The 24034-nt window shown below is 62.8% G+C and carries 17 protein-coding genes; 3 read left to right on the forward strand and 14 right to left on the reverse strand.

The annotated features are described in order from the left end of the window. Positions 1-4: 4 nt before the first annotated feature. Genes PSH73_RS23150 through PSH73_RS23170 form a run of 5 tightly spaced genes read right to left on the reverse strand, consistent with a single transcriptional unit; the run spans position 5 to position 6126 of the window. A complete protein-coding gene (locus PSH73_RS23150; RefSeq protein WP_220172552.1) occupies positions 5-769 on the reverse strand; it encodes an ABC transporter ATP-binding protein in 765 nt (254 codons plus the stop codon). After that, positions 766-1698, reverse strand: a complete 933-nt coding sequence (locus tag PSH73_RS23155; protein WP_169989752.1) for an iron chelate uptake ABC transporter family permease subunit — start codon at positions 1696-1698, stop codon at positions 766-768. The genes PSH73_RS23150 and PSH73_RS23155 overlap by 4 nt, the downstream gene beginning before the upstream one ends. Further along, positions 1695-2627, reverse strand: coding sequence for an ABC transporter permease (locus PSH73_RS23160; RefSeq protein ID WP_198817891.1), 933 nt, complete (start codon positions 2625-2627; stop codon positions 1695-1697). Before PSH73_RS23160 ends, PSH73_RS23155 begins: the two co-directional genes overlap by 4 nt. Continuing rightward, on the reverse strand, positions 2627-4354 hold the full coding sequence (locus PSH73_RS23165; RefSeq protein WP_198817871.1) for an ABC transporter ATP-binding protein: 1728 nt from the start codon (positions 4352-4354) through the stop codon (positions 2627-2629). The genes PSH73_RS23160 and PSH73_RS23165 overlap by 1 nt, the downstream gene beginning before the upstream one ends. Beyond that, entirely contained in the window at positions 4348-6126 is a 1779-nt protein-coding gene (locus PSH73_RS23170) for an ABC transporter ATP-binding protein (protein ID WP_305461442.1), read from the reverse strand. The genes PSH73_RS23165 and PSH73_RS23170 overlap by 7 nt, the downstream gene beginning before the upstream one ends. A 116-nt stretch (positions 6127-6242) precedes the next feature. On the opposite strand from PSH73_RS23170, the gene PSH73_RS23175 reads away from it, so the two are divergent. Continuing rightward, positions 6243-6854 (forward strand): TetR/AcrR family transcriptional regulator, encoded by a 612-nt coding sequence (locus PSH73_RS23175; RefSeq protein WP_029292295.1) that lies wholly within the window; start codon positions 6243-6245, stop codon positions 6852-6854. A 435-nt stretch (positions 6855-7289) separates the two neighbouring features. Here the strand turns inward: PSH73_RS23175 and PSH73_RS23180 are convergent, their stop codons facing one another. The 3 genes from PSH73_RS23180 to PSH73_RS23190 are packed head-to-tail and all read right to left on the reverse strand — an operon-like array spanning position 7290 to position 11869. Continuing rightward, positions 7290-8027 carry a transporter substrate-binding domain-containing protein gene (locus PSH73_RS23180; RefSeq protein WP_057960731.1) on the reverse strand — a complete coding sequence of 246 codons (738 nt, stop codon included), beginning with the start codon at positions 8025-8027 and terminating at the stop codon, positions 7290-7292. Then, positions 8017-9231, reverse strand: coding sequence for a 2-methylaconitate cis-trans isomerase PrpF (gene prpF, locus PSH73_RS23185; protein WP_120734205.1), 1215 nt, complete (start codon positions 9229-9231; stop codon positions 8017-8019). The genes PSH73_RS23180 and prpF overlap by 11 nt, the downstream gene beginning before the upstream one ends. Positions 9232-9262: 31 nt before the next feature. Next, positions 9263-11869 (reverse strand): aconitate hydratase, encoded by a 2607-nt coding sequence (locus tag PSH73_RS23190; protein ID WP_169989758.1) that lies wholly within the window; start codon positions 11867-11869, stop codon positions 9263-9265. Positions 11870-12127: 258 nt separating this feature from the next. Here PSH73_RS23190 and PSH73_RS23195 point away from each other — a divergent pair, with 258 nt between their 5' ends. After that, positions 12128-12964: a GntR family transcriptional regulator gene (locus tag PSH73_RS23195; RefSeq protein WP_239688445.1), complete on the forward strand. Its 837-nt coding sequence runs from the start codon at positions 12128-12130 to the stop codon at positions 12962-12964. A 66-nt stretch (positions 12965-13030) separates the two neighbouring features. On the opposite strand, the gene PSH73_RS23200 is transcribed toward PSH73_RS23195, so the two are convergent. From PSH73_RS23200 to PSH73_RS23225, 6 genes are all read right to left on the reverse strand, one after another. Continuing rightward, on the reverse strand, positions 13031-14404 hold the full coding sequence (locus PSH73_RS23200; protein WP_115129093.1) for a DUF1329 domain-containing protein: 1374 nt from the start codon (positions 14402-14404) through the stop codon (positions 13031-13033). A 60-nt stretch (positions 14405-14464) separates the two neighbouring features. Further along, a complete protein-coding gene (locus tag PSH73_RS23205) occupies positions 14465-16450 on the reverse strand; it encodes a DUF1302 domain-containing protein (RefSeq protein ID WP_081044311.1) in 1986 nt (661 codons plus the stop codon). 54 nt (positions 16451-16504) lie between these two features. Next, positions 16505-17815 (reverse strand): phospholipase, encoded by a 1311-nt coding sequence (locus tag PSH73_RS23210; protein ID WP_305461444.1) that lies wholly within the window; start codon positions 17813-17815, stop codon positions 16505-16507. A gap of 107 nt (positions 17816-17922) precedes the next feature. Next, on the reverse strand, positions 17923-19512 hold the full coding sequence (locus PSH73_RS23215; RefSeq protein WP_057438979.1) for an FGGY-family carbohydrate kinase: 1590 nt from the start codon (positions 19510-19512) through the stop codon (positions 17923-17925). A gap of 10 nt (positions 19513-19522) precedes the next feature. Beyond that, entirely contained in the window at positions 19523-21112 is a 1590-nt protein-coding gene (locus tag PSH73_RS23220) for a glycerol-3-phosphate dehydrogenase/oxidase (protein WP_305461447.1), read from the reverse strand. A 4-nt stretch (positions 21113-21116) separates the two neighbouring features. Beyond that, a complete protein-coding gene (locus PSH73_RS23225; protein ID WP_186625008.1) occupies positions 21117-22712 on the reverse strand; it encodes an FAD-binding oxidoreductase in 1596 nt (531 codons plus the stop codon). Positions 22713-22940: 228 nt separating this feature from the next. On the opposite strand from PSH73_RS23225, the gene PSH73_RS23230 reads away from it, so the two are divergent. Next, complete coding sequence (locus PSH73_RS23230; RefSeq protein ID WP_305461449.1) at positions 22941-23960, forward strand: AraC family transcriptional regulator; 1020 nt, start codon at positions 22941-22943, stop codon at positions 23958-23960. Positions 23961-24034 lie beyond the last annotated feature (74 nt).

The raw sequence follows: 24034 nt of genomic DNA on the forward strand, positions 1-24034 counted from the left end.
GTTCTCATGCGGGGTTGAAGTAGTTACACAGGCAGCCACGGGCGCCGTGGGTGATCTCGAAGTCGAGTTCGTACAGTTCGCCCAGGCGGGTTTCGTTGACCACCTCGGCCACGCTGCCGGCGCAATGCACGGCACCGCCTTTCATCGCGAGGATGTGGTCGGAGTAATGGGCGGCGAAGTTGATGTCGTGCACCACCAGGATCACCGTACGGCCCTGCTCGTCACACAGCCGGCGCAGCGCACGCATGATGTGCACGGCGTGTTTGATATCGAGGTTGTTCAACGGCTCGTCTAGCAGCAGGCAGTCGGTTTGCTGAGCGATGGTCATGGCCAGGAACGCCATTTGCCGCTGGCCGCCGCTGAGCTCGTCGAGGTAGGCGCGGCGCAGGGGTTGCAGCGCGAGAAAGCTCAGCGCGTCATCGATCACGCGGTGATCTTCGCCGGTCAGCGCGCCACGGCTGTAAGGGAAGCGCCCGAAGGCCACCAGTTCCTCGACGGTCAGGCGCAGGTTGAAATCCGGCGCCTGGCGCAAGGTGGCCACGCGCTTGGCGTAGTCGCGCAGCGGGATATCGCCGACCTGACGGCCATCCAAGCGAATGTCGCCGCCGCTCGGTGCCATCAGCCTCGCGATCATCATCAACAGCGTGGTCTTGCCGGCGCCATTGGGGCCGATCAGCGAGGTCAGGCGCCCAGCGGCAAAGTTCGCGTTGACGCCGGCCAGCACGGTCTGGGTGCCGTAGGTTTTGTGGAGGTTGTGCACAGTGATCATCGGGTGCCTCGGGTGCGCAGCATCAGCGCCAGGAAATACGTGCCGCACAGCAGGTTCACAAGAATGCTGACGGTGGTCTTGTAGTTGAAGACGTGTTCGACCAGCAGTTGCGCCGTGATAAAAATCGCGATGGCAATCGTGCTGCCCATGGGCAACGTAACCCGATGGCGGAACGTGCGCGCCAACGCATAGGTGGTGTTGGCCACGAGCACCCCCATGAACGCCGTGGGCCCCAGCAGCCCAGTGGAGATCGCCACCAACGCCGCGACCAATGCCAGTTGCAGGCGCACCACACGCGGGTAATCCACCCCCAGCGACATGGCTTGGTCGCGGCCCAGGGCGAGCACATCGAGGGTCGGCAACGTGCGTGCAAAGCCCAGGCACAGCGCCGCCACCAACAACCCCGAGAACAGCAGTTGCTGCGGCTGCACGCGGTTGAACGAGGCCTGGCTGAAGTCTTGCAGGATCGAGAACTCGCCGGGGCTGATCTTCAACTGCACAAACTGCGTGACCGTGCCGATCACCAGGCTCAACACCAGGCCCAGCAGCAACAGGAAGTACACGTTGCTGTTACCCTCGCGCAGCAACCAGCGTTGCAGCGCCCAGGAATAGCCGAGCATCAGCAGCACCGACAGCACAAAATTGCCCTGGCTGCCCAGCAGCATCAGGCTGGCGGTGCCCAGCAACAACACCAACAACGCCTGGAACAACAGGTACACCGCTTCATAACCCATGATCGCCGGCGTGAGGATGCGGTTGCCGGTGAGGGTCTGGAAAATGATCGACGACCACGCCACGCACACCCCGCCGATACACATCGCCGCCAACCGCGCGAGCCGCTTGGGGATCACGTAGTCAAAATCCAGCCCCGAACGGAACAGCACAAAGCCCAACGCCAGGGCGAATACCAAGGCCCACAGCCGCTTCATCGCTGCCTCCAGACGATCAACGCGAGGAACAACCCGCCACCCACGATGCCCGCGGTGAGGCCAATCGGCACTTCGAACGGGAAGATCAGCAGGCGCCCGAGAATGTCGCAGGCCAGCAGCAACGCGGCGCCGCCGAGGGCGACGATGGGCAGCGTGCGGCTGAGGTTTTCGCCGTAATACAAGGCCACCAAATTGGGAATCATCAGGCCGACAAAGGGGATCGAACCGATGGTGATCACCGTCGCCGCCACGGTCACGGCCACCAGCAACAGGCCCAGCGCCGCCGTGGCCGCGTAGTTCAGGCCCAGGCTGGTGGCCATGCCCTCGCCCATGCCCATCACGGTAAAACGCTGCGCATACAGGTACGCCAGCGCGACGATGGGCAGGATCAGATAAATGATCTCGTAGTTGCCCTGCACCACCTTGGAAAAATCCCCCAGCAGCCAGCCCTGCATGCTTTGCAGGATGTTGTGGCGGTACGCATAAAACTCGGAAATGGCGCTGAGTACACCGCCGTACATCAGGCCAATCACCGGCACCAGCAAGGTATGGTGAAAACGCAGGCGCCGGATGATCGCCAGGAACACTAGGCTCGCCGCGAAGCAACACAGCAGCGCAAACAGCATGCGCACGCCGGCGCTGGCGGCCGGCGCCACGCCCAGCGAGACGAGGATGCCAAGCTTGGCCGCGTCCAGGCCGCCGGTGGTCCCCGGCTCCACGAACTTGTTGCGCAGGATGTGCTGCAAGATCACCCCGCACACCGCCAAGCCCACGCCGGTCAGCACCAGCGCGGCCAAGCGCGGCAAGCGGCTGGCCGTCAGCGTCAGCCACGCGTCGCCGTCGATTGCCAACAGGTCGATCTCGCGGGAGCCAACCAGCAGCGACACGCCGCACAGCACCAGCAACACGCCGCAGCCCACTAGACGCATCATGCAATCCGCCAACCACGGGCCGCCCGGCGCTGGGCGAGAAACTGCGCGTACCGCCCAGCGCTGGCCGCCAGGATCGCTGGCGTGCCCTGCTCGACAATCTCGCCGTCATCCAGCACTAGAATCTGATCGGCCATGGCCACCGTCGACAACTGATGCGCGATAACAATCAACGTGCAGCGCCCGCGCAACCTGGCCAGCGCATCGGCGATGGCGGCTTGGTTGTAGGTGTCGAGGGCGGCGGTGGCTTCGTCCACCAGCAGGATCGGCGCGTCCTTGAGCAACGCACGGGCAATGGAGATACGTTGGCGCTCGCCCCCTGACAACCGCGCCCCGCCCTCGCCCACCGGCGTGTGCAGGCCCTGGGGCAAACGCGCAATGATCTCGGCCACGCCGGCTTGCTGCGCCACCGCCGCAATCTCGGCCAGGCTGGCGCCCGGTTTACCGAGGCGGATGTTGTCGGCAATGCTGCCCTGGAACAGGTAGGTGTCCTGGAAAATCTGGCTGATCTGCGCGGCCAGCACCGCTTCGGACATCTCGCGCACCTCCACGCCACCGATCAACACCTGGCCCCGGTTCGCATCGAAGAAGCGCGCCAGCAGCCGCACCAACGTGGTCTTTCCCGAGCCCGACGCGCCGATCAGCGCGGTCATGCTGCCCGGCTCGATACGCAGGCTCACCCCGCGCAGCACCTGGGGTTCGTCGGGGGCATAACGAAAACTGACGTTGCGCAATTCCACCGAACTATCCATGGGCATTTTCGCTTGCGCGGCGACCGGTAACGGCTGCTCGGCAAGAATGCTGTGCACCTCATCGAGCTGGGCGTTGGCTCTGCGCAGGATCTCGCCATAACTGGCCACTTCCAGCAGCGGTTCGATATAACGACACACCAGCACCAAGGCCACGCAGGCGGCGATGGCTTCGTGGGCATCCAGGGCGTCGCACCACAGCGCGACCGCCACCAGTAACGCGCAGAAGATCCCTTGCACCGCCCAGGCATTGAACACCGCCGACAATGAGGAGCGATAGATCAAACGCTGGCCGGACTGGCGTTGCTGGTCGATGGCCTGGTCCAGCAAACGCGTGGCGCCGCCGCTACCATTGAACGCGCGCAACACCGACTGGGCCTGCGCGAACTCGACCATGCGCTGGCTGGTCTGGGCGAAGTTCTGCTGATAGGTGTTGTCGGCACTGTGGCCCAGGCGCGCGGTGAGCAGCATCACGCCCACCAACACCGGTAGCGCCAGCAACGCCAAAACACCCAAGGGCCAGTGCAAGGCAAACAGCGCGGCAACCAGCACCAACGGCGTCACCGCGCCGCTGATCACCGGGGTGAACACATGCGCCGGCAACTGCGCCAGCGCCATCATGCCCTGGGTGATCAGATGGCCGAGCCGCGCACTGTTTTGCGCGCTGAACCAGCCCACCGGCAGGCGCGCCACGTGATCGCCGACGCGTTGTCGCGCACCTTGCAGCACCGCCACGCCGACGGCTACACCGGCTTTGTCGAGGGTGCGACGCCACAGCGCGCAAGCGGTCACGCCGAACAGCAACGCAACCAACCAACGCCCTGCCTCCAGCGCATCACCGGCCAACAGGTGGCTGATCAGTGGCACCAGCGTGATCAGGGTCAGCCCGCTGAGCAGGCCGTAGAACACCGCCATCACGGCATAGCGGCGCAGCGTGGGCGCGTCTTCACCGAGCAGGCGCACAAAAGTCTTCAGCATGGTTGCACCACCTGTGATTCGCTGCGGGCGTAATCGCCCAGTTGCCATAACCGCGCGTAGAGCCCGCCATGGGCCAGCAGGTCGGCGTGACGGCCCTGCTCGTGCAGGGTGCCGTCGTGGATCACGAGGATCTGATCGGCGTGCATCACCGTGTCGAGCCGATGGGCGATGACCAACAATGTGCGGCCCTGGGCGAAGCGTGACAGTGCTTCCTGAATCGCCACTTCGTTGTCGGCATCGGCAGCGGCGGTGGCCTCGTCGAGCACCAGCACTGGCGGGTCCAGCAGCACTGCACGGGCGATACTGAGGCGCTGTTGCTCGCCGCCGGAGAGCTGGGCGTCCTCGCCGATCACCGAGTCGTAACCACGCGGCAGGCGCAGAATGCGCTCGTGGATATTCGCCGCGCGGGCGGCGTCTTCGATCTGTTGCGCGGTGGCGGACGGTCGGCCGAGGGCGATGTTGTCGCGCACGCTGGCGTTGATCAGGCGCACCTCTTGCAGCACAAAACCGATGCGCTGGTACAACAGCGGCGTATCGATATGGCGCAGGTCCGCACCGCCCAAAGTGATGCGCCCACTGCTGGGATCGAAAAACCGCAGCAGCAGGCGCGCCAGCGTTGACTTGCCGGCGCCGGACAGGCCGACGATGGCCGTGGTGGTGCCCGGTTGCAGGGTGAAGTTGATGTCCCTCAACACCGCGTGGTCGCGCTCATAGGCATAGCCGACCTGCTCAAAGCAGATTGCGTTGCCGCTCGGCAACTGCACGGCCGATTGCGTCAGCGTCGGCGTGTCCAGCAACCCCTGCACGCGCTGCGCAGCGCCGGTGGCGTTGTTCAAATCGTGGGTGATGTAGTGCAACAGCAGCAACGGCGCGCTCAGACCCGGCGCCACCAATACGAAGGGCAGCACGTCCACTGGCGCGATCCAACCCAGGCTAACAAACAGCGTGCCCGCTGCCAGCACTACGCCGAGCACAGTGACCGGCGCGATCATCGCGTTGGCATTCGCCATCGACGCCACCAGCGGGCGGGTGAAGTCGATAAAGGTCGTGGCAAAGGTGTCGATGGCGCTGCGATAAGCCCCGTGCGCTTTGCCACTGGCGCCGAAAGCCTTGACCACCGGAATGCCGTTGACGAACTCCACCACCGCGTTGTCGATGCGAGCCATCCCGCTGACAAATTCCTGCATACTCGCGCCGCTGGCGCGCATGGCCCGCGAGAAAAACAGGAAATACCCGGCAAACGGCAACAGCGACACCAGCGCCAAACGCCAGTCCATCGCAAACAGGTAAACCATCGACACCAACACCGCTCCGCCCGCGCGCCCGGCGGTGGTGTAGAAATGCGCGGTGAGGCTGTGCAGCGTATTGATATCGTCCTGCATCGCCCGTTTCACTTCGCCCGATGCTCGGCTGCTGAACCAACCCAGCGACACACGGCTCAGGCGCTGGGTGATCGCGCGGCGTAAATGGTGAGTGAGGCGATTGTCGGCCAGGTGGGCGAGCAGCTCAGCGGTAAAAATCAATGCCATCCCCGCGAAAAGGCTTAAAGCACTAAGGCCAACAACCCACCACACTTCGCTCGACAGCTGACCGCCAGCGCCGAGGACACGTGCGGCGATATGGGCGATGGCCGCCAGCGGCACCAGCGTCAGCATGCCGCCGACAGCGGCAAGCCCTGCGGCGACACACAGACGCCCACGGATAGGCGTCAGAATCCGGCTAAGCGTGCCTGCAACTTGAGGGTTGGCCGAAGCCGCTTCAGGAGAGTCCATTGACAGAAAAGGTCCGTTTGAGAATCAGAATCATATTTAGTTGCATGACTATAAACTAATTTGCGCAAAGCCGACAAGACAGCTACAACCTTGTGTTCAGTGATTAAGGAATACCCATGGAACCCGCAAAAAAAACCGCCACCCGCGGCCGCCCGCCGAGCATCACCCGCGAGCGCATCGTCGACGCCGGCATCGAGATGGGCCTGCCCAACATCACCTTCGTCGGCCTGGCGGCGGCGTTGGGGGTCAGCCATATGGCGCTGTACAAACACGTGGCCAACCTCGAAGCGCTCAAGGCCATGGTTGCTGAAGAAATCTTCACCCGCTGGCAGATCCCCCAGGACTGCGGCGAGGCCGACGGTGGGTTGAAGGACTACCTGATCGTGTTCGCCACCTCGGTACGCGAGTTCGTCAAAACCCACCCCGGGCTGACTCCCTACGTGATCCGCCGCGCGGCAGCGACCGCGCCGATGCTGGCCAAGATTGATGGGCACCAAGCGTTGATTGCGCAGGGGTTTGGGGTGAGCAAGGAACAGGCGCGGTGGCTACTGGCGACGGTGGCGTTTCACTGCATGGCGGTGGCGGATACGGTGTATACGGTGACGCAGCGGGAGCCAGTGGTGGAAACGGCGCGGGATACGGAAGAAGCGGAGATGGAGGTGGAGTTGGCGCGGGGGATGGAGGCGTTGGTGGTGGGGGCGTTGGTATTGGTGGAGGGCGTTGCCTGAGCGTTGCCAAGGCCTGCCTTGGGCAGGCCGATAGGATGTAATCGTTCCAATCTGGACTTAACCGGTTTCTGAGGCCATCCAGATCAGAAAACTACGTAGTTGCGCAATAAACTCTTTCGACTTGGCGTCCGGGCTCCTTGCCTGGGACAAGAAAAAGCAGATCTGCATGCACATACACGGGAAATGCTGGATAAACAGTTCGACATGTTCATCCAGTGTTTGCGGCCACATCAAGTCCTGTTCGGAACGAAGTACTTGCGTTGAGCGGATGAGTTTGCGCGAAGCTTCGCGTTGCAAACGCAGTGATTGCGTCGGTGTCGCCGCACCGAGAAGCGCGTACCTATCCCCTCCTCCGAGACATTCAGCCTCCCCCCAAACCTCGATTTGCCCACCCCCTTGGCGCCAACAAAGATGCCCTCGCTAACTAGCCACAGTTCAAATAATCGGCACCACAACACGTACATCGCCTTGCCCACTATCAGCTAACAACTTGGCCACAAAACCACGCCTCACGAGACGGCAGATGAAGTCTTCGATGTATTCAGCCGCAATTCTGCGTGCTTTCGGAACAGCCATCGCCTGGCGAATTTCCGTGAAGTTGTCTTTCACTACCCTGACCCCTGTGGTTGAGTTTGCAAACCGCTCCAAAGGCTGTCTGACCCCGGCCGCTGCTTCCAGCCCCTGCTGTAAAAAGAGGTCGACGGCACTTGCAGAGGTGTCCGCTCGAACAAGCTCAGCATGTTGCAGGGTGCGTGACAGGTACAGGTCATACGCAGCACCTCGGCCGACAGAAATTCTGTGGCCTTGCATATCCAAATCAGATGCACGTTCGAAAGGGCTTGCTGCATGAACGAGGTAGGTGCCATCGATGCTCACATAGGGACTGGAGAAAGTGATCTTTTGCGCTCGTACAGGCTCGATAGCCAGAAACGCCAAATCCCAACCCCCCTCCTCCAGGGCCGCGAACACTTTCCCAGCCGCGTCGTATGGCATCAGGTTGACTGCAATCCCCAACTCCTTCGCCAACTCGTTCGCGAGTGCAACCGAGACGCCTCCCAATCGGCCAGTGACCGCATCGCGCTGGGCCAAAACGGGATTACCCAAGTTGATCGCCACTCGCAGTTCACCACTTGGCGCTAAATCATTTCGTACTGCAGCCATATCAACGTTCATGGTTGCTCGCCTTAGCCGCCATGGAACATGGCTGAGCACGTCGATGCATAGGGTCAACAAGGAGTTCGGGGAGGCATACCCAGCCTTCCATCAGTCGGCGTGCACTCCGGCTCATCACTGCTTTTTCAACCACCCAGGCGCCATCTTCCAGGACGGTTTTCGCGCCGACCGCGACGCTGCCGGCGGTATGCCCCATGCGCACCTGGCGATCGCCGATATTGCCGACGATGCGATTGACCAAGGTGCCATCAAGCGCTGCGGCAACTGCCACGGCAACCGCTCCGGTGCCAGTGATCGCATGGTGAAGCTTGCCCATTGAAAGTATTCGCGCAATCACATCAATGTCCTCAGGCTCAACCTGCTTACCCCCGGCGGCTTTGTAGGGTTGCGGCCTGGCAACCAGGCAAAGCTTCGGCGTATGAGGACGCCACCGTGTTGCTTCGTCAGCACTCGCGGCCAAGCCCATGGCTACAGTGCAATGCGCGCGAATGGTCTCCAGCCGGGCAAGTAACTGCGTATCACCGTTGACCTGGTCTTGTGTCTCGGTTCCCTTCAAGCCCACCTGCTGCGCGTCTATAAAGATTGTCGGATTGCCGGCATTCAGCAATGTCACTGCAAGCTTACCAAGGCCTGGTATGTCCAGTTCGTCGACGGCATTCCCCGTTGGAAGAAGGCTGCCGTCTGCACCACCGGGGTTGAGAAACTCCAGAACGACTTCCGCTGCCGGAAATGCCACGCCGTCGAGCATGAAGTCGCCCTCTTCCTGGACTTCGCCGTTGCGCATCGGAACATAAGCAATGATTCTTTTCTGGATATTGGCCTGCCAGATACGAACAACGGCCATGCCATCAAGCGGTGCCTCGACGAGACCTTCGGATATCGCGTAGGGGCCAACCGCCGCGCTCAGATTTCCACAGTTACCAGACCAGTCGATGACCGCCGTCTCGATGGCGGGTGCACCAAACAGATAGTCGACATCACAGTCGTCACGCCTGGATTGACCGATGATCACCACCTTACTGGTACTGGAAGTGGCGCCGCCCATGCCATCTATCTGCTTGCCATACACATCGGGGCTGCCGACCACCCGCAGAAGGATGGCATCCCGCTCAGCACCTGCGGGCGGCAGGTGCTCCTCAAGAAAGAAAACGCCCTTGCTCGAGCCACCACGCATGTAAACGGCAGGAATACGTCTTTGGGTCATTCTAGTTTTACTCCAGCGAATCAGCGTTGCATCAGTTGAGGGAGGCGCTCTGCATACTTTCGATCAGCAGCTGCGGCAGCAAACCACCGCTGCGCAAGTAGCGAACGTCTTCGAAGGTGTCCAGGCGGCTCAAGACCGACACCCGCTCTTTCTCGCCATTCTCACGTTCGATCACCAGGGTGATTGTTGCGCCCGGCTGGAAGTCTTGGGTGATGCCTTCAACGCTGAATAATTCGCGTCCGTTCAAGCCCAGGCTCTGGCGAGAAACACCGTCTTCAAACTGCAGAGGCAGAATGCCGAGACCCGCCAGGTTGGTGCGGTGAATGCGTTCGAAGCTTTCGGCCACGACCACCCGCACGCCTAACAGGCGCGGGCCCTTTGCCGCCCAGTCACGGGAAGAACCGCTGCCGTACTCTTTGCCGGCCACAACGATCAGCGGCTGCTTGCGTTGTGCGTAAATCTGCGCGGCCTGGAAAATCGTGGTGACTTTTTTCTCGGGCAGAAGCAATGTCCACGGGCCTTCACGGCCATCTTCAAGCAGTTCGTTTTTCAGGCGGGGGCTTGCGAAGGTCGCACGCTGCGCGGCCTCATGGTTGCCACGGCGAGTGCCATATGAGTTGAAGTCCTGTACCGCGATGCCGTGGGATTGCAGGTATTGACCCGCATCGCTTTCTGGAAGAATCGCGCCAGAGGGCGAGATGTGATCGGTGGTGATGTTGTCCGAGAGCATGGCCAGCACACGCATGTTGCTGAGGTCCTGGGTGGTGTCTGTCGCACTCACCGCATCACTCCAGTAGGGAGGTTTGCGGATGTAGGTGCTGTTGGCCTGCCAGGGATACTGATCGCTGACGCCGGCGCGCAGGTCGCTGGCAATCAAGCCCGCTTCACGGGGAACATCTTCGTAGGCCTTGTCGAACAAATCGGCAGTCAGATTATCGGCTTCGATTTGCGTCAGTTCCTCATCGCTCGGCCACAATTCGTGGAGATAGACCGGCACGCCATCGTCGTCGAGACCCAATGCATCTTTTTCCGGGTCGATCAGGTAGGTACCTGCAATCGCGTACGCAACGATCAGCGGCGCAGACATGATGAAGACTTCGCGGGCCAACGGGTGAACACGCCCTTCAAAGTTACGGTTGCCGGAAGTAGCGGCCACGGTTTCCAGCTTGCGAGCCCGAATTTCGTCTTCGATTTCGGTACTGAGCAACGGGCCGGACATACCGTTGCAGGTCGTGCAGCCATAGCCGACCAGGTTGAAACCTAACGCATCCAGGTCCTCATTCAAGCCAGACCGCTCAAGATAGTCCGACACCACCCTCGAGCCCGGTGCGAAGGATGTCTTAACCCAAGGCGCTCTTTTCAGTCCACGCTTGCGGGCGTTACGTGCAACCAGCCCAGCAGCAATCACTCCACGGGGGTTGGACGTATTGGTGCAACTGGTGATGGCGGCGAGCACCACAGAGCCATTGTCCAGGCCGCCAGGCAGTTGGGTAGCAGGCGCCTTTTGCCCCAGCACAATACGCTGGTGAGGCTGCTTCGGCCCGGCAATCGAGCGCGCGACGGTGCTGAGATCAAGGGTCACGACCCGGTTGTACTCAACGCCCGCGAGACTGTCATGCCACAGACCCTGTGCACGCGCATACGCCTCGGTGAGGCCGGAAATCTCACCGCCACGCCCGGTCATACGAAGGTAGTGAAGCGTGCGATCATCAATTGCGAACATTGCCGCTGTCGCACCGAATTCCGGCGCCATGTTCGATAAGGTTCCCCGGTCTGCCAGCGACAGTTGCGCGACACCCGGGCCGAAGAACTCCAGGAAAGCACCGATAACCCCCGCTTTACGAAGTTGCTCAGTCAACGCCAGCGCGATGTCGGTCGCAAGATAGCCCCCAGGCAAGTAGCCCTCCAGGCGTACCCCGACAATGTCCGGCAATCGCAGCATCAGCGATTTGCCCAGCATCGCAGCTTCGGCTTCGATCCCCCCAACCCCCCAGCCCAACACGCCAATGGCGTTAATCATCGTTGTATGGCTGTCGGTACCTACCAGCGTATCCGGGAAAGCCCACAGCTCATTGCCACGGCGCTGAGTACCCACGACGGTGGTCAGGCGCTCAAGGTTGATCTGGTGCAGGATGCCTTTGCCCGAGGGAATGATCGAAAGATTGCTGAACGCCTTGTTGCACCAGTCCAGGAACTGGAAACGCTCGGCATTGCGTACGCGCTCGATGGCCTCGTTATCGGCCTGCGCGCTGGCATCGCCCCAACGCTCGACATTGAGTGAGTGATCCACAACAAGGTGAGTGGGGGTGACAGGGTTCACCAGGCGCGGGTTGCCACCTTTCTCGGCGACGGCATCTCTCAACCCGGCAAGGTCGACCAGTGCCGGCGTGCCCAACAAATCCTGCAGCACAACCCTGGCCGGTCGAAACGGAATGTCGAATTCTTTGGAGCGTGCACAAATCACTTTCAGTGCGGCTTCAGGATCAGTCTCGCCACGCAAAACGTTCTCGGCCAGGATTCGCAAGCTGTAGGGCAGCGTTGCGTAATCACCCCCCAGATCAGTTACAACCCCGCGGATATCGCTGACACGGTACTCGACTCCGTTGGCGCTAACGGTTCGACGCTTTGACATAGGCATTGGCTAATCCTCACAGGCTGCACGGGCAATGTTTTTGTGAGGCGCATATTGAACTTTATCGCGATATAGATCAATCCAAGCTTTATCCGCTTCATCGTACCGGTCAAATCGGGCGCCCACCCACGCCCACGATTTCTACGGTGTGGTTAAGCTTACCGTCACGCTAGAATGGGGCTTCCATGGTCAGCTCTACTTGGTCTCGATCCGATGCCCCTAAGCCCGCTGCAAGCACGCATTGCGCGTGACATTGTTTCTCTCGTGCGTCGTGAACGCTTTGCTATCGGACATCACCTGGTTGAGTCGCAGTTGGCGGCGGCGCTGAACGTCTCGCGCACGCCGGTAAAGTTTGCGATGGGCCATTTGGTCGAAAAAGGCATGCTCACTTACGACCGCAATCGCGGCTTTTTCTTGGCCAGGTCCAGCGAGGATCTCGTCGATCTGGCCTCGCAAGTCATGGAAGGCAGTGACGATCCGCTGTACCTGAAATTTGCCGAATTGCGTCTGGGCAGGCAGCTCCCGGAGCTGTTCACCGAGATTGAATTCATGCGTCAGTTCGATGTGTCACGGGCGGCGCTGAGGGCCGTTCTATCACGCATCCAACAGGAAGGATGGATTGAACAGCGTGCCGGCCAAGGATGGCGTTTTCTCCCCATGATCGACTCAGTGGAGGCGTATGAAGAAAGCTATGCTTTGCGCGCGACCATCGAGCCATCCGGCCTGCTCTCCCCCGCATTCCTGATCGATGGTGAAACGCTGGCGGCCTGTCGCAAGCAGCAAGAGTTCATTGCCGGCGGTGGGTACTTGAGCATGACGCCTCAGGAGTTGTTCGAAGCGAACGCCCAGTTTCACGAGACGCTGGCGGGGTGTTCCGGCAATCGCTTCCTGCAACAAACGGTCCGCCGTTTAAACCAATTGCGTAGGCTTGTGGAATACCGCCAAGCCAGCACGCGAGCGCCACGCAAGGGCCAGGCCCAGGAGCATCTGGCCATTCTCGATTGCCTCGAACGAGGAGACCGCCTTGCAGCAGCCGACCAAATGCGCAAACACTTGGAACAGGCTCGGCGCAAGAAAGTAGATCCAGCGCTGTTCGAATAGCCCCGGCCTGGACGGTCCCTCACAGAGCTGCGCTCGCCTGCGCAGCTCTCTCAAATCCCGATAGACCTACCGCGTGCCCCGCAAGCGCAACGCCGACGGCATAAAGTAAGAATCCTCAGGAATCGCCTGGCCAAAATCCACCGTCTGCGGTTCTTCGTTATCCAGGTTCTGCACGTAATAACGCCGCGCCTGCAGGTCATGGAACACATCCAATGCACTCCAGGTCGTGGGCAGGTCGTAGAAGTTCTTCAGGTAGGCCATCGACACCCGCCACAGTTCGCCACGACCGTCGTACTGGTCAACCACCGCTGCGCCCCAGCTGTCTTCATCGAGGTACAGCACGCGTTTGGAGTACAGGTGACGCGCCGTCGGTTTCAGGGTGCCTTCGACAACCCACACACGGTGCAGTTCGTAGCGCGTGTATTGCGGGTTGAGGTGTCCGACCTTGAGCAGGTCGGCGTATTTCACGTCGGCGCTGGCGACTTTGTAGTTGTTGTAGGGGATGTAGATTTCCTTCTTGCCCAGCAGTTTCCAGTCGTAGCGATCCGGCGAGCCGTTGAACATGTCGGTGTCATCTGCCGTGCGCAGGCCATCGGAGGACGAGATCGGCGTGTCGTACGCCAGGTTCGGCGCGCGGCGTACGCGGCGTTGGCCGGCGTCGTAGATCCAGGCTTGGCGCGCGTCTTTGATCTGGTCGAGGGTCTCGTGTACCAGGGTCGCGCCACCGGCCAGGCGGGCCGGGCTTTTTACGAAGGTCAGGTAGTAGAACAGGATGTTCTTCAGGTCGGCGTACTGCCCGCCCTGCCGGTAATAGTTAAACAACCCTTCCTGCTGCGACGTGACCAGGGCGAAGCTGCCATTGCGCTGCACGGGCGCTTCCGAAGCACGGCGGACCACGTAGGTGCCGCGATAGCGGGTGATGTGGTTCCACAGTGCTTCCACACCGTTTTGCGGAATGGGGAATGGCACGCCGCCAAAGGCGTCGGCGAAGCCGGTGCCGCCGTCCAGCAGCTTGGCGCTGGTGGCGTTCTTGAAGGTGTTGTCATACACCCACTGGGGCGCCGAGCCAGAACGCCGGCTTGGGTAGATGGGCATCTGGAAGGTGTCGGGGTAGCTGTTGAACAAGGCGATCTCGCCCGCCGTCAGGTTGGCCTTGTACTGTTCCAGGTTGGCCTTGGTGATGGTGAACAGCGGCTTGTCGCCGGCAAAAGGGTCGACATGGTGTTTACCCTTTTCATAGCCCTTGGGGGCCTGGGTGATCCCACCTTCCCAGGTCGGGATGGTGCCGGCGGCATTGCCCGCGCGCTCGGCGCCGAGCGGTGTGAGCTGGGCCTTGAGCTGTTGCGCATCCTGGGGCGAGAGCGCAGCAAGCGCATTGCCGGCGGCCAGGCCGAGGGCCAGGGCCAGGCTGGCGGTGAGTATTCGAGGTGTGTGGAACATGGCAAATCTCCAAAAAAACGAGGGCGGGCAGCCGCCCTCGCGCCGCAGCACGGCAGCGGCTTACAGGAAGTACTTGAGGTTGAAACCGATGTTGTCGCGGTCGCGGATCACGTTGTTCTGGCCGCCACCAAAGAACTCGGTGTATTGCAGCTCGGCTTCCAGCTTGTTCTGGTAGTTGGCCTTGAGCCCCAGGGTGTAAGCCTTGCGTCCCTCGATGTAGTTGCCGGCCTGATAGGAGTTGCCCTTGAAGTCGTCCTTGTAGACCGCGTAGGGCGACAGGTTGACCCCGGCGAACACGTCGTTCCAGGTGCCGTTGAACATCACTGTATAGCTGTAGGAATCACGGCTGACCTGGTCATCACGCTCACCACCAGACACATAAGAGGTGTTGCCGCTGCCCGCGTAGTAGCGGGTGCTGCCATCGTAGGCCTGGTACTTCAGGCTGCTGCCGCGCAGGTGCTCGGAGGCCAGTTCGAACACGCCGAACAGCGAGTCGAAGCTCAGGCCCGGGCCGAAGTTGTAGATGCTGCCCAGCGAGGTGTTGAAGGCCTCGACGCGCTCGGAGTTGTCGATCTGGCTGTTGAGGTTGACCATCTGCCCGCCGACATTGATGAACTGCCCGCCCGCCGCCGCGCCGGCGCCATTGGCCAGGTCGCCGATCAGGTCGTTGGTGGCGGCGATACCAATCGGCAGGTTCGGCCGGTAGGCCAGCTCGCCAAACACCGAGGCCTTGCCCAGGGTGGTGTTGAAGCTGAAGCCATACATGCGGATGTCTTCGGCATAACGCCGGTGCGCCTGGATATTGCCCATTACATCCACCGTCGCCAGGCCATTGGCCAAGGCCGCGGCCTGGCTGCCGGCCACCGACGACAGCATGCTGGTCAGCGCCGCCATGTCGATGCCCTTGTAGCCCGCCAGGTCTGCGGCGATGGTCGGCTCCTTGGCGTGGTAGTTGACCAGGTACAGGCCGAACTCGGTGCTGTTGAGTTCCTCGGCGATGTAGCGGAAGGCAAAGCCGTACTGGCCATCGTTGCGCGCGTTGTAGTCCTTGCCGATGGACGCCACCTTGAGGGTGTTGCCGTAGGCCGGGGTCATGCCGTTGGCATACAGCCCGGTACTGCGCAGCATGCCGCCGAACATCGGGTTGTTGCCCAGGGCGTCGTATAACCCGATGACGTTGCCGCCGATGGGCGTCGGGGTGTCGAGGGCGCTGCCGGTGAAGTTGTTGTACCCCGTGCGGCCGCCATCGGCGAACAGGTCGCTCTGGGAATAGAAGGTGCCGACCGGGTCGATGCGGGTCTCCTTCCAGTTCCACTGATAGAAGCTCTCCATCGACAGGTTGTCGCTCAAGCCGATATTGAAGCTGATGGCTTCCACCGGCATCAGCACTTCCTTGACCTCGGCGCCCGGCAGGCGGTACTTGGCCGCGTCCACCGGGTTGGTGGTATTGACCCCGCCGCGATAGAAAATGCCCTCGCCCCAGTTGAACACCTGGCGCCCCAGGCGCGCGGTCAGAGGCATCTGGCCAACGTCCCAGTTGCCATAGATGTAGGAGTCGAGAATCTCCACACGGCTACCGGCAATGTCGCGGGTCTGGTCGGTGAAGTGGTCATCCTGGGGATGGCTCTGGCTGGGTTGCGACGGGCTGTTGTTGCGGTAGTAGTCGTTGCGCTTGTCCATGATCTGGGTGTCATAGAACCCCGTGCCACGCACGAACAGCCCGTAGTTCTGATAGTTGGCTTCCAGCTCCGAAGTGATCTTGTACACCTCGGAAACCAACCCGGTATCGAAGTTGCGATTGCCGTCGTTGGTGTTGACGTCGTCGTTGCCCTTGTCACGCCCCTGGACCCGCCACAGACGCCCATAAGACAGGGTGCTGTCGAACGAGCCGGTGACCTGGTTGTCCAGCACGCTGAACTCCATGGCCTGCACGGTCCCGCCGCTGCACAGTTGCAACAGACCTACCAGGCCGACGCCCGCCCCAGTGGATGTGATGGACCATTTACCCTCGGATCCCGAGCCTTGCGCGCGCACTGTGGTGCTCATTACCGTCTCTCCCCTGCAACCTTTTTTGTTGTTATTGCACTGCGTTGTCTGTTGTTACGGCGCCGGCGCCGGGCGGTCGAGACCAGCCCTGACGTAGTTGCGACTGTGGGCGCCAAAGTGGCGCAGCAACTGCACCAACTGTTCGTTGAGCCGGGTATGGTCGTAGCGTTCGGCGGGCAACTGGTTGCCGGCACTGAAGCTCTGGGTCGCCCCGGGCGTGGTCAGCCACTGGCCGATGGCCTCGTCGAACGCCACGGCCTGGGCATCCGCCTGGGCACTGACCACTTGGCGCAGGTAGTCCGTCGAGTAAGCCGGGTAATCGGCGTCCTGAGTGGCGTCGGCATAGGCCGTCAGCATCGGGTTATCCGCCCCCGTCAGCAGCAGGTGGCGCAGCCAGGCGAACTGGTAGCGCTCCACCTCATTGTGGCGCGTGGCGACACGTTCGATCGCCGCCCGCTTGTCGCTGTCGTAGCCGGCCAGGGCCTTGCCTTCCATCAGCAGCATGCTGGTCAAGTCATCGCCCGGCAGAGTGGTGGCGTGATACGGCTGGGTCAGGTCCTGCAGGTAGTGCATGCCCCATCCGAGGAAGCGATAGCCCCAGTAGGGATGGCCATTGGCGAAGGCAAAACGCGCCAGACCGAAGTACTGGTAGGCCCGCCAGTCCGGCCAGTTACGCAACAGGAAAGGCGCGGCGACATAGACCACCGCGCTCTCGTGAAAGAAGCCCATATGAAACGGCGCCTGGGAGCTGTACTGGAAGCGCGCGTCGCCAAACGACTGCACACCGAAGCCATAGAGTGCGCCGACCGCCCCTGGGTTATCGCTGAACAGGTTGATATCGTGGCCGTAGTCCGGCTCGTCCGCGGCGGTTGCCAGCACGGCCAGCGGCGCGACCGTCTGCCCCGGCTGCAGTTGGATAAAGCGCTGGCGATTCCACGGCGAGAGGGTCTGTTCGACCATCACTTCGGTGGCCTTGAGCTGCGGGCGCCCAGCCAGGTCCTCGCCGGGCATGGGCTGGATCACCTGGGCCAGGTGGATCTGTGGGTTGACCCGCAGGGCCATGAGCAAGTCCCGGCGCAGATCGGCCCCAGGCTGCGGCGCCAGACGCAGGTTGTCGGGGCGCGGCGGGTAGTCGGGAAAGTGCTTGCGGGCGAAGTTTTCCTGCTCGTCCAGCAAGGCCACCAGCCCTGGGTACTGCTCGGACACAAACTGCTCAAGGGACTCGACCGCCACCTCGGGCGCCTCGCGCAACGCGGGCAAATCCCGCAGGGCCAGGTAGCTGCCCACGCTGTGATTGGACCATGCACCGGCCCCAGGCGACAGACTGCACAGCCCCAGGCACAGCAGCAACGACGGCAACTTCATGGCTTTACGCTCTTTTTGTAGATGCGTTCAGCCTAACAATCCGGGTATCCCCCGACACTGTCCGATCTTGCCAAAACGACTCTCCAATAGCGCCATACAGCCTGGGCCTACGCCGGGTAGCCGGTAATCTCGCGGATGCTCTGGTACAGCGGCTTGAGCTGGCGATACATGTGCAGGTAGACCTCGCGGTATAAGCGGTCGTACATCTGTTGCGCCTCGGGCTGGGGCATGAACACCTCGGCGGTGCGGGTCATGGCGGCGATGGCGGTATCGAAGTCCGGGTACAGCCCAAGCCCCACCGCACAGGCAATCGCCGCCCCCAGCCCGGACGCCTCGTAGACATGCGGACGCTCGGCGGGCAGGCCGAAGATATCGGCGGTCAGTTGCATCGCCGCGTCGCTCTGGGAACCGCCACCGGCCACGCGCAAGCGCTTGATCGACAGTTTCGACCGGCGCTCGATACGCTCCTTGCCCTGGCGCAAGGCATAGGCCAGCCCCTCGAGGATCGCCCGGTAGATATGGGCACGGGTGTGCACGTCGCCAAAGCCGATCATCGCGCCCTTGGCCTCTACACCCGGCTCGCGGATGCCCGGCGACCAGTAGGGTTGCAGGGTCAGGCCCATGGAGCCGGGCGGCACCGCGTTGACCAGCGCATCGAACAGTTGCTCCGGTTCCAGGCCCTGCTCCCGGGCCTGCTGCATTTCCCGCAGGCCGAACTCGTTCTTGAACCAGCTGACCATCCAGTAGCCGCGATAGATCATCACTTCGCAGTTGTAGTGATCGGGGATCGCCGCCGGATACGGCGGGATCAGCGGCACTATCTCCAGGTAGCGCGAGCGGGTAGTGGTGATGGTCGCCGTGGTGCCGTAGGACAGGCACGCGGTCGTCGCCTCCACCACGCCGGAACCGAGCACCTCGCAGGCCTTGTCGGAGCCGGCGGCAATCAGTGGCAGGCCCTCGGGGATCCCGGTGTGGCGGCTGGCCTCGGCGGTGATGCGGCCCAGTTCTTCTCCTGGCTTATACAGGCGCGGCAACTGCTGCGCACGCACCGCCAGGGCCTGCCATTTCCAGTCCCGGGGCGCGGCCCAGCGCAGGTGCTTGAAGTCGAAGGGCAAGTAGCCCACGCAGCACCCCACCGAGTCGACAAAACGCCCGGTCAGGCGATGGCTGAGAAAGCCCGAGAGCAGCAGGAACTTGTCGGTGGCGGCCCAGATATCCGGCTGATGCTGGGCGATCCAGTTGGCCTCGGCCTGGGCGCGAAAATAGTCCACCGTGGCCTCGGCGCCGATCAACTTGAACAGCCAGCCCCACGGGCCCTTGATCCCGCCCTCGGGCTCGCACTGACGCTGGTCGAGCCAGAGGATCGCCGGGCGCAAGGCCTGGCCCTGGGCATCGACATTGATCAAGGTGCCGCGCTGGGTGGTCAGGGACACGCCACGGATCAGGCTGCGGTCGATGCCGGTCTGCGCCCACAACTGCTGGCAGGCTTCGCCCAGTTTGCGCCAGTAGTAATCCGGATCCTGCTCGGCCCAGCCGGGCTGCGTGGAGTAGTAGGCCTGCAACTCGACCTTGCCTTTGCCCAGCAGATTGCCCTGCAAGTCGAACAACAGCGCGCGGACACTCTGGGTGCCGTTGTCGATCGCCAGCACATAGTGTTTGTCGGGGGAATTGTTATCCACGAAGCTCTCTTTATTCATGACGCGCTCTTCAGATCGAGGCGGACGGGACGCTGTGATGGCGTTGCCAGAGTTGCAGGTAGCGCTGCTGTTCCTGTTCCCAGCGCGTGTCGTCCCAGCCCAGGCGCGGCTGACATAGCCGGCGGATGTCTGGCAGGTAGTGAGCGGCGCCGTCGGGCAGTAGCAACCCCAGACGGGTGCGCCGCAACAACAGGTCGTCCAGGTGCAGGATCATCTCGGCCTCGGCGGCAAACGCCAGCTCCGCCCACAAGGTATCGCTGGCGCCGACACACTCGCTGCCCAGGCTGCGTATCAGCCGGGCCAAACGTGGCAGGTCACGGCCATGGCGCCCGGCCAGACGCCGCAGGCCGGCGGCGCTCAGCCCAGGAATCGCCTGCAGCGGCACGGCCTGGAACACTGGCGCGCCGTCATCCTCCAGGGTCTTCCCGAGCATCCCGGCACAGGCCCGCAACACCTCGATGGCCTGGGGCCTGAAGGTGGTCAGCTTGCCCCCCGCCAACGTCACGCAGCCCGGCTCCTGCCACAGCACATGCTCGCGGGTTTCATTGGAGGGCTTGGCCTGGGAGTCTGCGGCGCCCACCACCGGGCGCACCCCGGACCAGGTGCACAGCACGTCCGCCGCCGTTACCTCGGCCTGGGGAAATGGCTGGGCGCAGGCCTCCAGCAGGTAGTCGAGTTCTTCGCGGGTAATGCTCGCCCCGAGGTCCAGGTCCTCGCGATGATCCAGGTCGGTGGTGCCCACCACAGTGGCCCCTTCCCAGGGAAAGACGAATACCGGGCGACCGTCGCGCCGATGCATGAAACTGAAGGCGTGGGCCACCGGCAAGCGCCAGCCCGGCAACAACAAGTGGCTGCCTCGCAAGGGCCGCAACTGCCGCTGCCCACCACCCGGTTGCAGGCGTTCAGCCCAGGCGCCGGTGGCCACTGCCAGCACCGCGCAACGCACTTGCATAACGGCAGCGCCTTGCGTGTCCTCGACCTCGACCCCACACACCCGCCCGCCCTCGCGCAGCAACTGGCGCACCCGCAGGCCGTTCAGCGCCCAGGCGCCATCGGCGCGGGCCTCGGCCAACACACGCATGACCAGGCGCGCATCGTCGGTCAGCGCATCGCGAAACTGCGAAGCCCCCAGCAGGCCCGGCTCCATCAACCCCGGCGCCAGGTAGCGCAGTTGTGCAGGTTTATGAAACTGGCGGCTGCGACAACCGGCCAGGGCGTCATACAGGCGCAGCAAGCCGCCGAAGACCCGCGGTCCGGGGAACCCGCCGCGATAGTGCGGCATCAGGAAACTCAAGGGCTCCACCAACCCCGGTGCTTCGCCCATCAGGCGCTGGCGCTCGCGTACCGAATCACGGGCCAGGCGCCACTGGCCCTTGGCGATGTAGCGCAGGCCGCCATGGACCATTTTCGACGAGCGGCTGGAGGTGCCCCAGGCAAAATCCCGTTGCTCCAACAGCAGGCAGCGCCAACCGCGCCGGGCCGCCTCGCGCAGGATCCCGGCGCCGCTGATACCACCGCCAATCACGATCAAGTCCCAGGTTTCATTCGCCAGTTGCGGCAGCACGGCCGCGCGCCACTGGGCATTCCAGTCATCGCTCATGGGCCTAGTCTTCCAGCAGGGTGCCGGGGTTCAGACGCCCGGCCGGATCGAAATGCCGGCTCAGGCTGTGCAGCGCAGCCATCGCCAGTTCGCCCTTCTCCCTCGGCAGGTAGGGCGCGTGGTCCTTGCCCACGCCATGCTGGTGGCTGATGGTGCCGTGGTTGTCGACGATGGTGCGGCTGGCCGCCTGCTTCAGGGCCTTCCAGCGCTCCAGGGTGGCCGGGTAGTCCGTCGCCGGGCGGAACACGTAGCTGGTGTAAATGCTCGAACCTTCGCCATAGACATGGGACAGGTGGGTAAACACATGGACCCGCTCGCCCTCGGCCGCCAGGCAGTCACGCAGGCTGGCCTCGATCGCGTGCAGTAAGGCGTCGACATGGCACCAGTCGGTCGCAGTCTCCAGGGTGTCGACCACGTAGCCGGCATTCCAGAGATTCTCCCGCAGGTAGGGGAAGCGAAAACGGTTCTGTTGCCATTTCTTACCCAGCAGGGTGCCGGTGAACACCCCGCCAAAAGCCTTGAGGTGCTGGCGCGCCTGGCGTAACGACAAGGCATTCTGCCGACGATTGCCGGTGACGCCGAAAGTCAGCAGGCATTTGCCCTCGCCAGCCCCGCGCAGTGCCAGGTAGCGCTCCAGCCAGGCGATTTGATGGGGATGGCCAGCCAGCGCCAGTTGGGTCTGGGTTTCCATGGCATTCGACAGACGCAGCATCGACAGCGGCACCCGTGCCTGCACCAGCCGGCGGATCGCCTGCAGGGCCTGGGGCCAGTCGGGCAGGAACACGCCATAGAAGCGCTCGTCCTCGGGCAGCGCGCTGACCCGGACCTTGACCGTGGAAATGATGCCGAAGCGCCCTTCGCTGCCCAACACCATTTCCCGCAGGTCAGGGCCGGCGGCCGAGGCCGGGAAACTCGGGATTTCCAGGGGCCCGGCGAACGTTTCCAGGGTGCCGCCGGCGAACAGTTGCTCGATCCGCCCATAGCGCAGCGATTGCTGGCCGCTCGAGCGGCTGGCCACCCAGCCGCCCAGGGTCGACAACTCCCAGGACTGCGGGAAGTGCCCCAGGGTGTAGCCTTTGGCACGCAACTGGCTCTCCACCTGGGGGCCACTGGCACCGGGGCCGAACGTGGCGATCAGGCTTTGTTCGTCGAGGTCGAGCAGGCGGTTCATGTGGGCCAGGGACACCGTCAGCACCGGGCGCGTGGACGCCGGCGGGTTGATATGTCCGGCCACGGACGTGCCACCGCCATAGGGAATCAGGCACAGGTCGGCACTGTCGGCCAGGGCCAGCAACTGGCGGATCTGCTCGACAGTTTCCGGCAGGGCCACAGCATCCGGGTACCGACCCAGGGCACCTTCACGCAGGGCCAGCCAGTCCGGCAGGCTCTGACCGCGGGCATGCATCAGGCGGTCCTGGGGCTCGATGCTGTAAAGCGCGTGGGGCGCCAGCCGCGACGCGGGCACTGCGGCCAGGGCACTGTCCAGGCTGGCGTCCGGCAGGGTGTGCCCGTCGCCCAATCGCTCGCGCAGGAACGCTGCGCCATGGGCGGGCATCTCCATCTGCGTGGTTTCTTCGCCCCAGCCGTTCCAGCGTCGCATGCCTGTTTCTCCCAGCAGATCTTGTGATTTTCAGTGCTCCCATACTAAACAGCCGGCGCGGGCTGTCACGGTCGCATCGGGACAGATGGAGTAGCCAATTGGGTCACTCGCTGTATTACCGGATGTATCCACGGGAGCATTTACTTTAGTCACGATTTCAAATTACCTTGCGTGCCATCGACGCGCGCAAGGCACTGCCGCCGGCAACACCCCGCCAGGAACCCGATCATGCAGACACTCGGCTCTACCTCCGTCCCTCCTCTGCTGAAGTACCTGCGCCATGCCGAACAGCTCGGCGTGGCAACCGCCCCCGCACTGGAGGCGGCCGGGATCACTGCCGGCCAACTGGACGACAACAGCCTGCGCCTGCCTGTGGAAGCCCACGAACGCCTGCTGGAGTATTTCTGCGAACATTCCGGGGACCTGCTGTTCGGGCTCAATTCAGCGCGCTTCGTGTTGCCCAACTCGTGGAGCGTGCTCGGCTACATCACCATGAACTGCGCGACCCTGGGCGAGGCAATGAACCGCATCATGCCGTTCGAAAAACTGGTGGGCGACATGGGCACCAGCCGCGCCGAAATGGTCCATGACCAAGTACGCCTGATCTGGAACTGCCGCCACCAGCAGCCGCGCATCCGCCGGCATATGGTGGAGAACGTGCTGGCGTCCTGGCTGGTGTATGCCCGCTGGATCGCCGACACCGAACTGTCGCCAAGCCAGGTGTTGCTCGAACACCCGTTGCCGGACGGCGCGCAGCTCAGCCAATACGAGGACTTCTTCGGTTGCCCGGTGCTGTTCGAGCAACCCTGCTCGGCCCTGGTGGCGCCCTTGAGTTACCTGCAGACATCCCTGCGCCAGGCCGATGCGCAGTTGCTGCGCACCCTGGAAGAACATGCCCTGGCCCTGATGGCCTCGCTGGACGATTCAAGCCTGGCGCTGCGGGTGAAAAACGCCCTGCGCCAGTTGCTCAAGGAAGGCCTGCCGCGCAAAGAACAGGTGGCCGAACAGTTCGCCATGTCGGTGCGCACCCTGCAACGCCAACTGCAGCAGGCCGGCACGTCCTACCAGCAGATCCTCGACGACCTGCGCCAGGAACTGGCCGAGCACTACCTGCTGCACAGCGACCTGCCGATCCAGGACATCGCCCAATACCTGGGCTTCACCGAACCCCGCTCGTTCCACCGCACCTTCAAGAGCCGCACCGGTGTGCCGCCGGGCGAGTATCGGCAGACCCATCGGGGCAGTTAGGGTTTGGGGGACTGCATTTCAGGTCCCGACCAAACAGAGTGAACCCGGTATTCAACACAACGAAGATCAAATAT

The organism is Pseudomonas sp. FP2294, assembly GCF_030687625.1.
In the GTDB taxonomy this organism is placed as follows: domain Bacteria; phylum Pseudomonadota; class Gammaproteobacteria; order Pseudomonadales; family Pseudomonadaceae; genus Aquipseudomonas; species Aquipseudomonas shahriarae.

What these genes read in the sequence shown, in the direction of transcription:
- PSH73_RS23150 (WP_220172552.1), bottom strand. Translation starts at nt 769, where the DNA reads ATGATCACTGTGCACAACCTCCACAAAACCTACGGCACCCAGACCGTG.
- PSH73_RS23155 (WP_169989752.1), bottom strand. Translation starts at nt 1,698, where the DNA reads ATGAAGCGGCTGTGGGCCTTGGTATTCGCCCTGGCGTTGGGCTTTGTG.
- PSH73_RS23160 (WP_198817891.1), bottom strand. Translation starts at nt 2,627, where the DNA reads ATGCGTCTAGTGGGCTGCGGCGTGTTGCTGGTGCTGTGCGGCGTGTCG.
- PSH73_RS23165 (WP_198817871.1), bottom strand. Translation starts at nt 4,354, where the DNA reads ATGCTGAAGACTTTTGTGCGCCTGCTCGGTGAAGACGCGCCCACGCTG.
- PSH73_RS23170 (WP_305461442.1), bottom strand. Translation starts at nt 6,126, where the DNA reads ATGGACTCTCCTGAAGCGGCTTCGGCCAACCCTCAAGTTGCAGGCACG.
- PSH73_RS23175 (WP_029292295.1), top strand. Translation starts at nt 6,243, where the DNA reads ATGGAACCCGCAAAAAAAACCGCCACCCGCGGCCGCCCGCCGAGCATC.
- PSH73_RS23180 (WP_057960731.1), bottom strand. Translation starts at nt 8,027, where the DNA reads ATGAACGTTGATATGGCTGCAGTACGAAATGATTTAGCGCCAAGTGGT.
- prpF (WP_120734205.1), bottom strand. Translation starts at nt 9,231, where the DNA reads ATGACCCAAAGACGTATTCCTGCCGTTTACATGCGTGGTGGCTCGAGC.
- PSH73_RS23190 (WP_169989758.1), bottom strand. Translation starts at nt 11,869, where the DNA reads ATGCCTATGTCAAAGCGTCGAACCGTTAGCGCCAACGGAGTCGAGTAC.
- PSH73_RS23200 (WP_115129093.1), bottom strand. Translation starts at nt 14,404, where the DNA reads ATGTTCCACACACCTCGAATACTCACCGCCAGCCTGGCCCTGGCCCTC.
- PSH73_RS23205 (WP_081044311.1), bottom strand. Translation starts at nt 16,450, where the DNA reads ATGAGCACCACAGTGCGCGCGCAAGGCTCGGGATCCGAGGGTAAATGG.
- PSH73_RS23210 (WP_305461444.1), bottom strand. Translation starts at nt 17,815, where the DNA reads ATGAAGTTGCCGTCGTTGCTGCTGTGCCTGGGGCTGTGCAGTCTGTCG.
- PSH73_RS23215 (WP_057438979.1), bottom strand. Translation starts at nt 19,512, where the DNA reads ATGAATAAAGAGAGCTTCGTGGATAACAATTCCCCCGACAAACACTAT.
- PSH73_RS23220 (WP_305461447.1), bottom strand. Translation starts at nt 21,112, where the DNA reads ATGAGCGATGACTGGAATGCCCAGTGGCGCGCGGCCGTGCTGCCGCAA.
- PSH73_RS23225 (WP_186625008.1), bottom strand. Translation starts at nt 22,712, where the DNA reads ATGCGACGCTGGAACGGCTGGGGCGAAGAAACCACGCAGATGGAGATG.
- PSH73_RS23230 (WP_305461449.1), top strand. Translation starts at nt 22,941, where the DNA reads ATGCAGACACTCGGCTCTACCTCCGTCCCTCCTCTGCTGAAGTACCTG.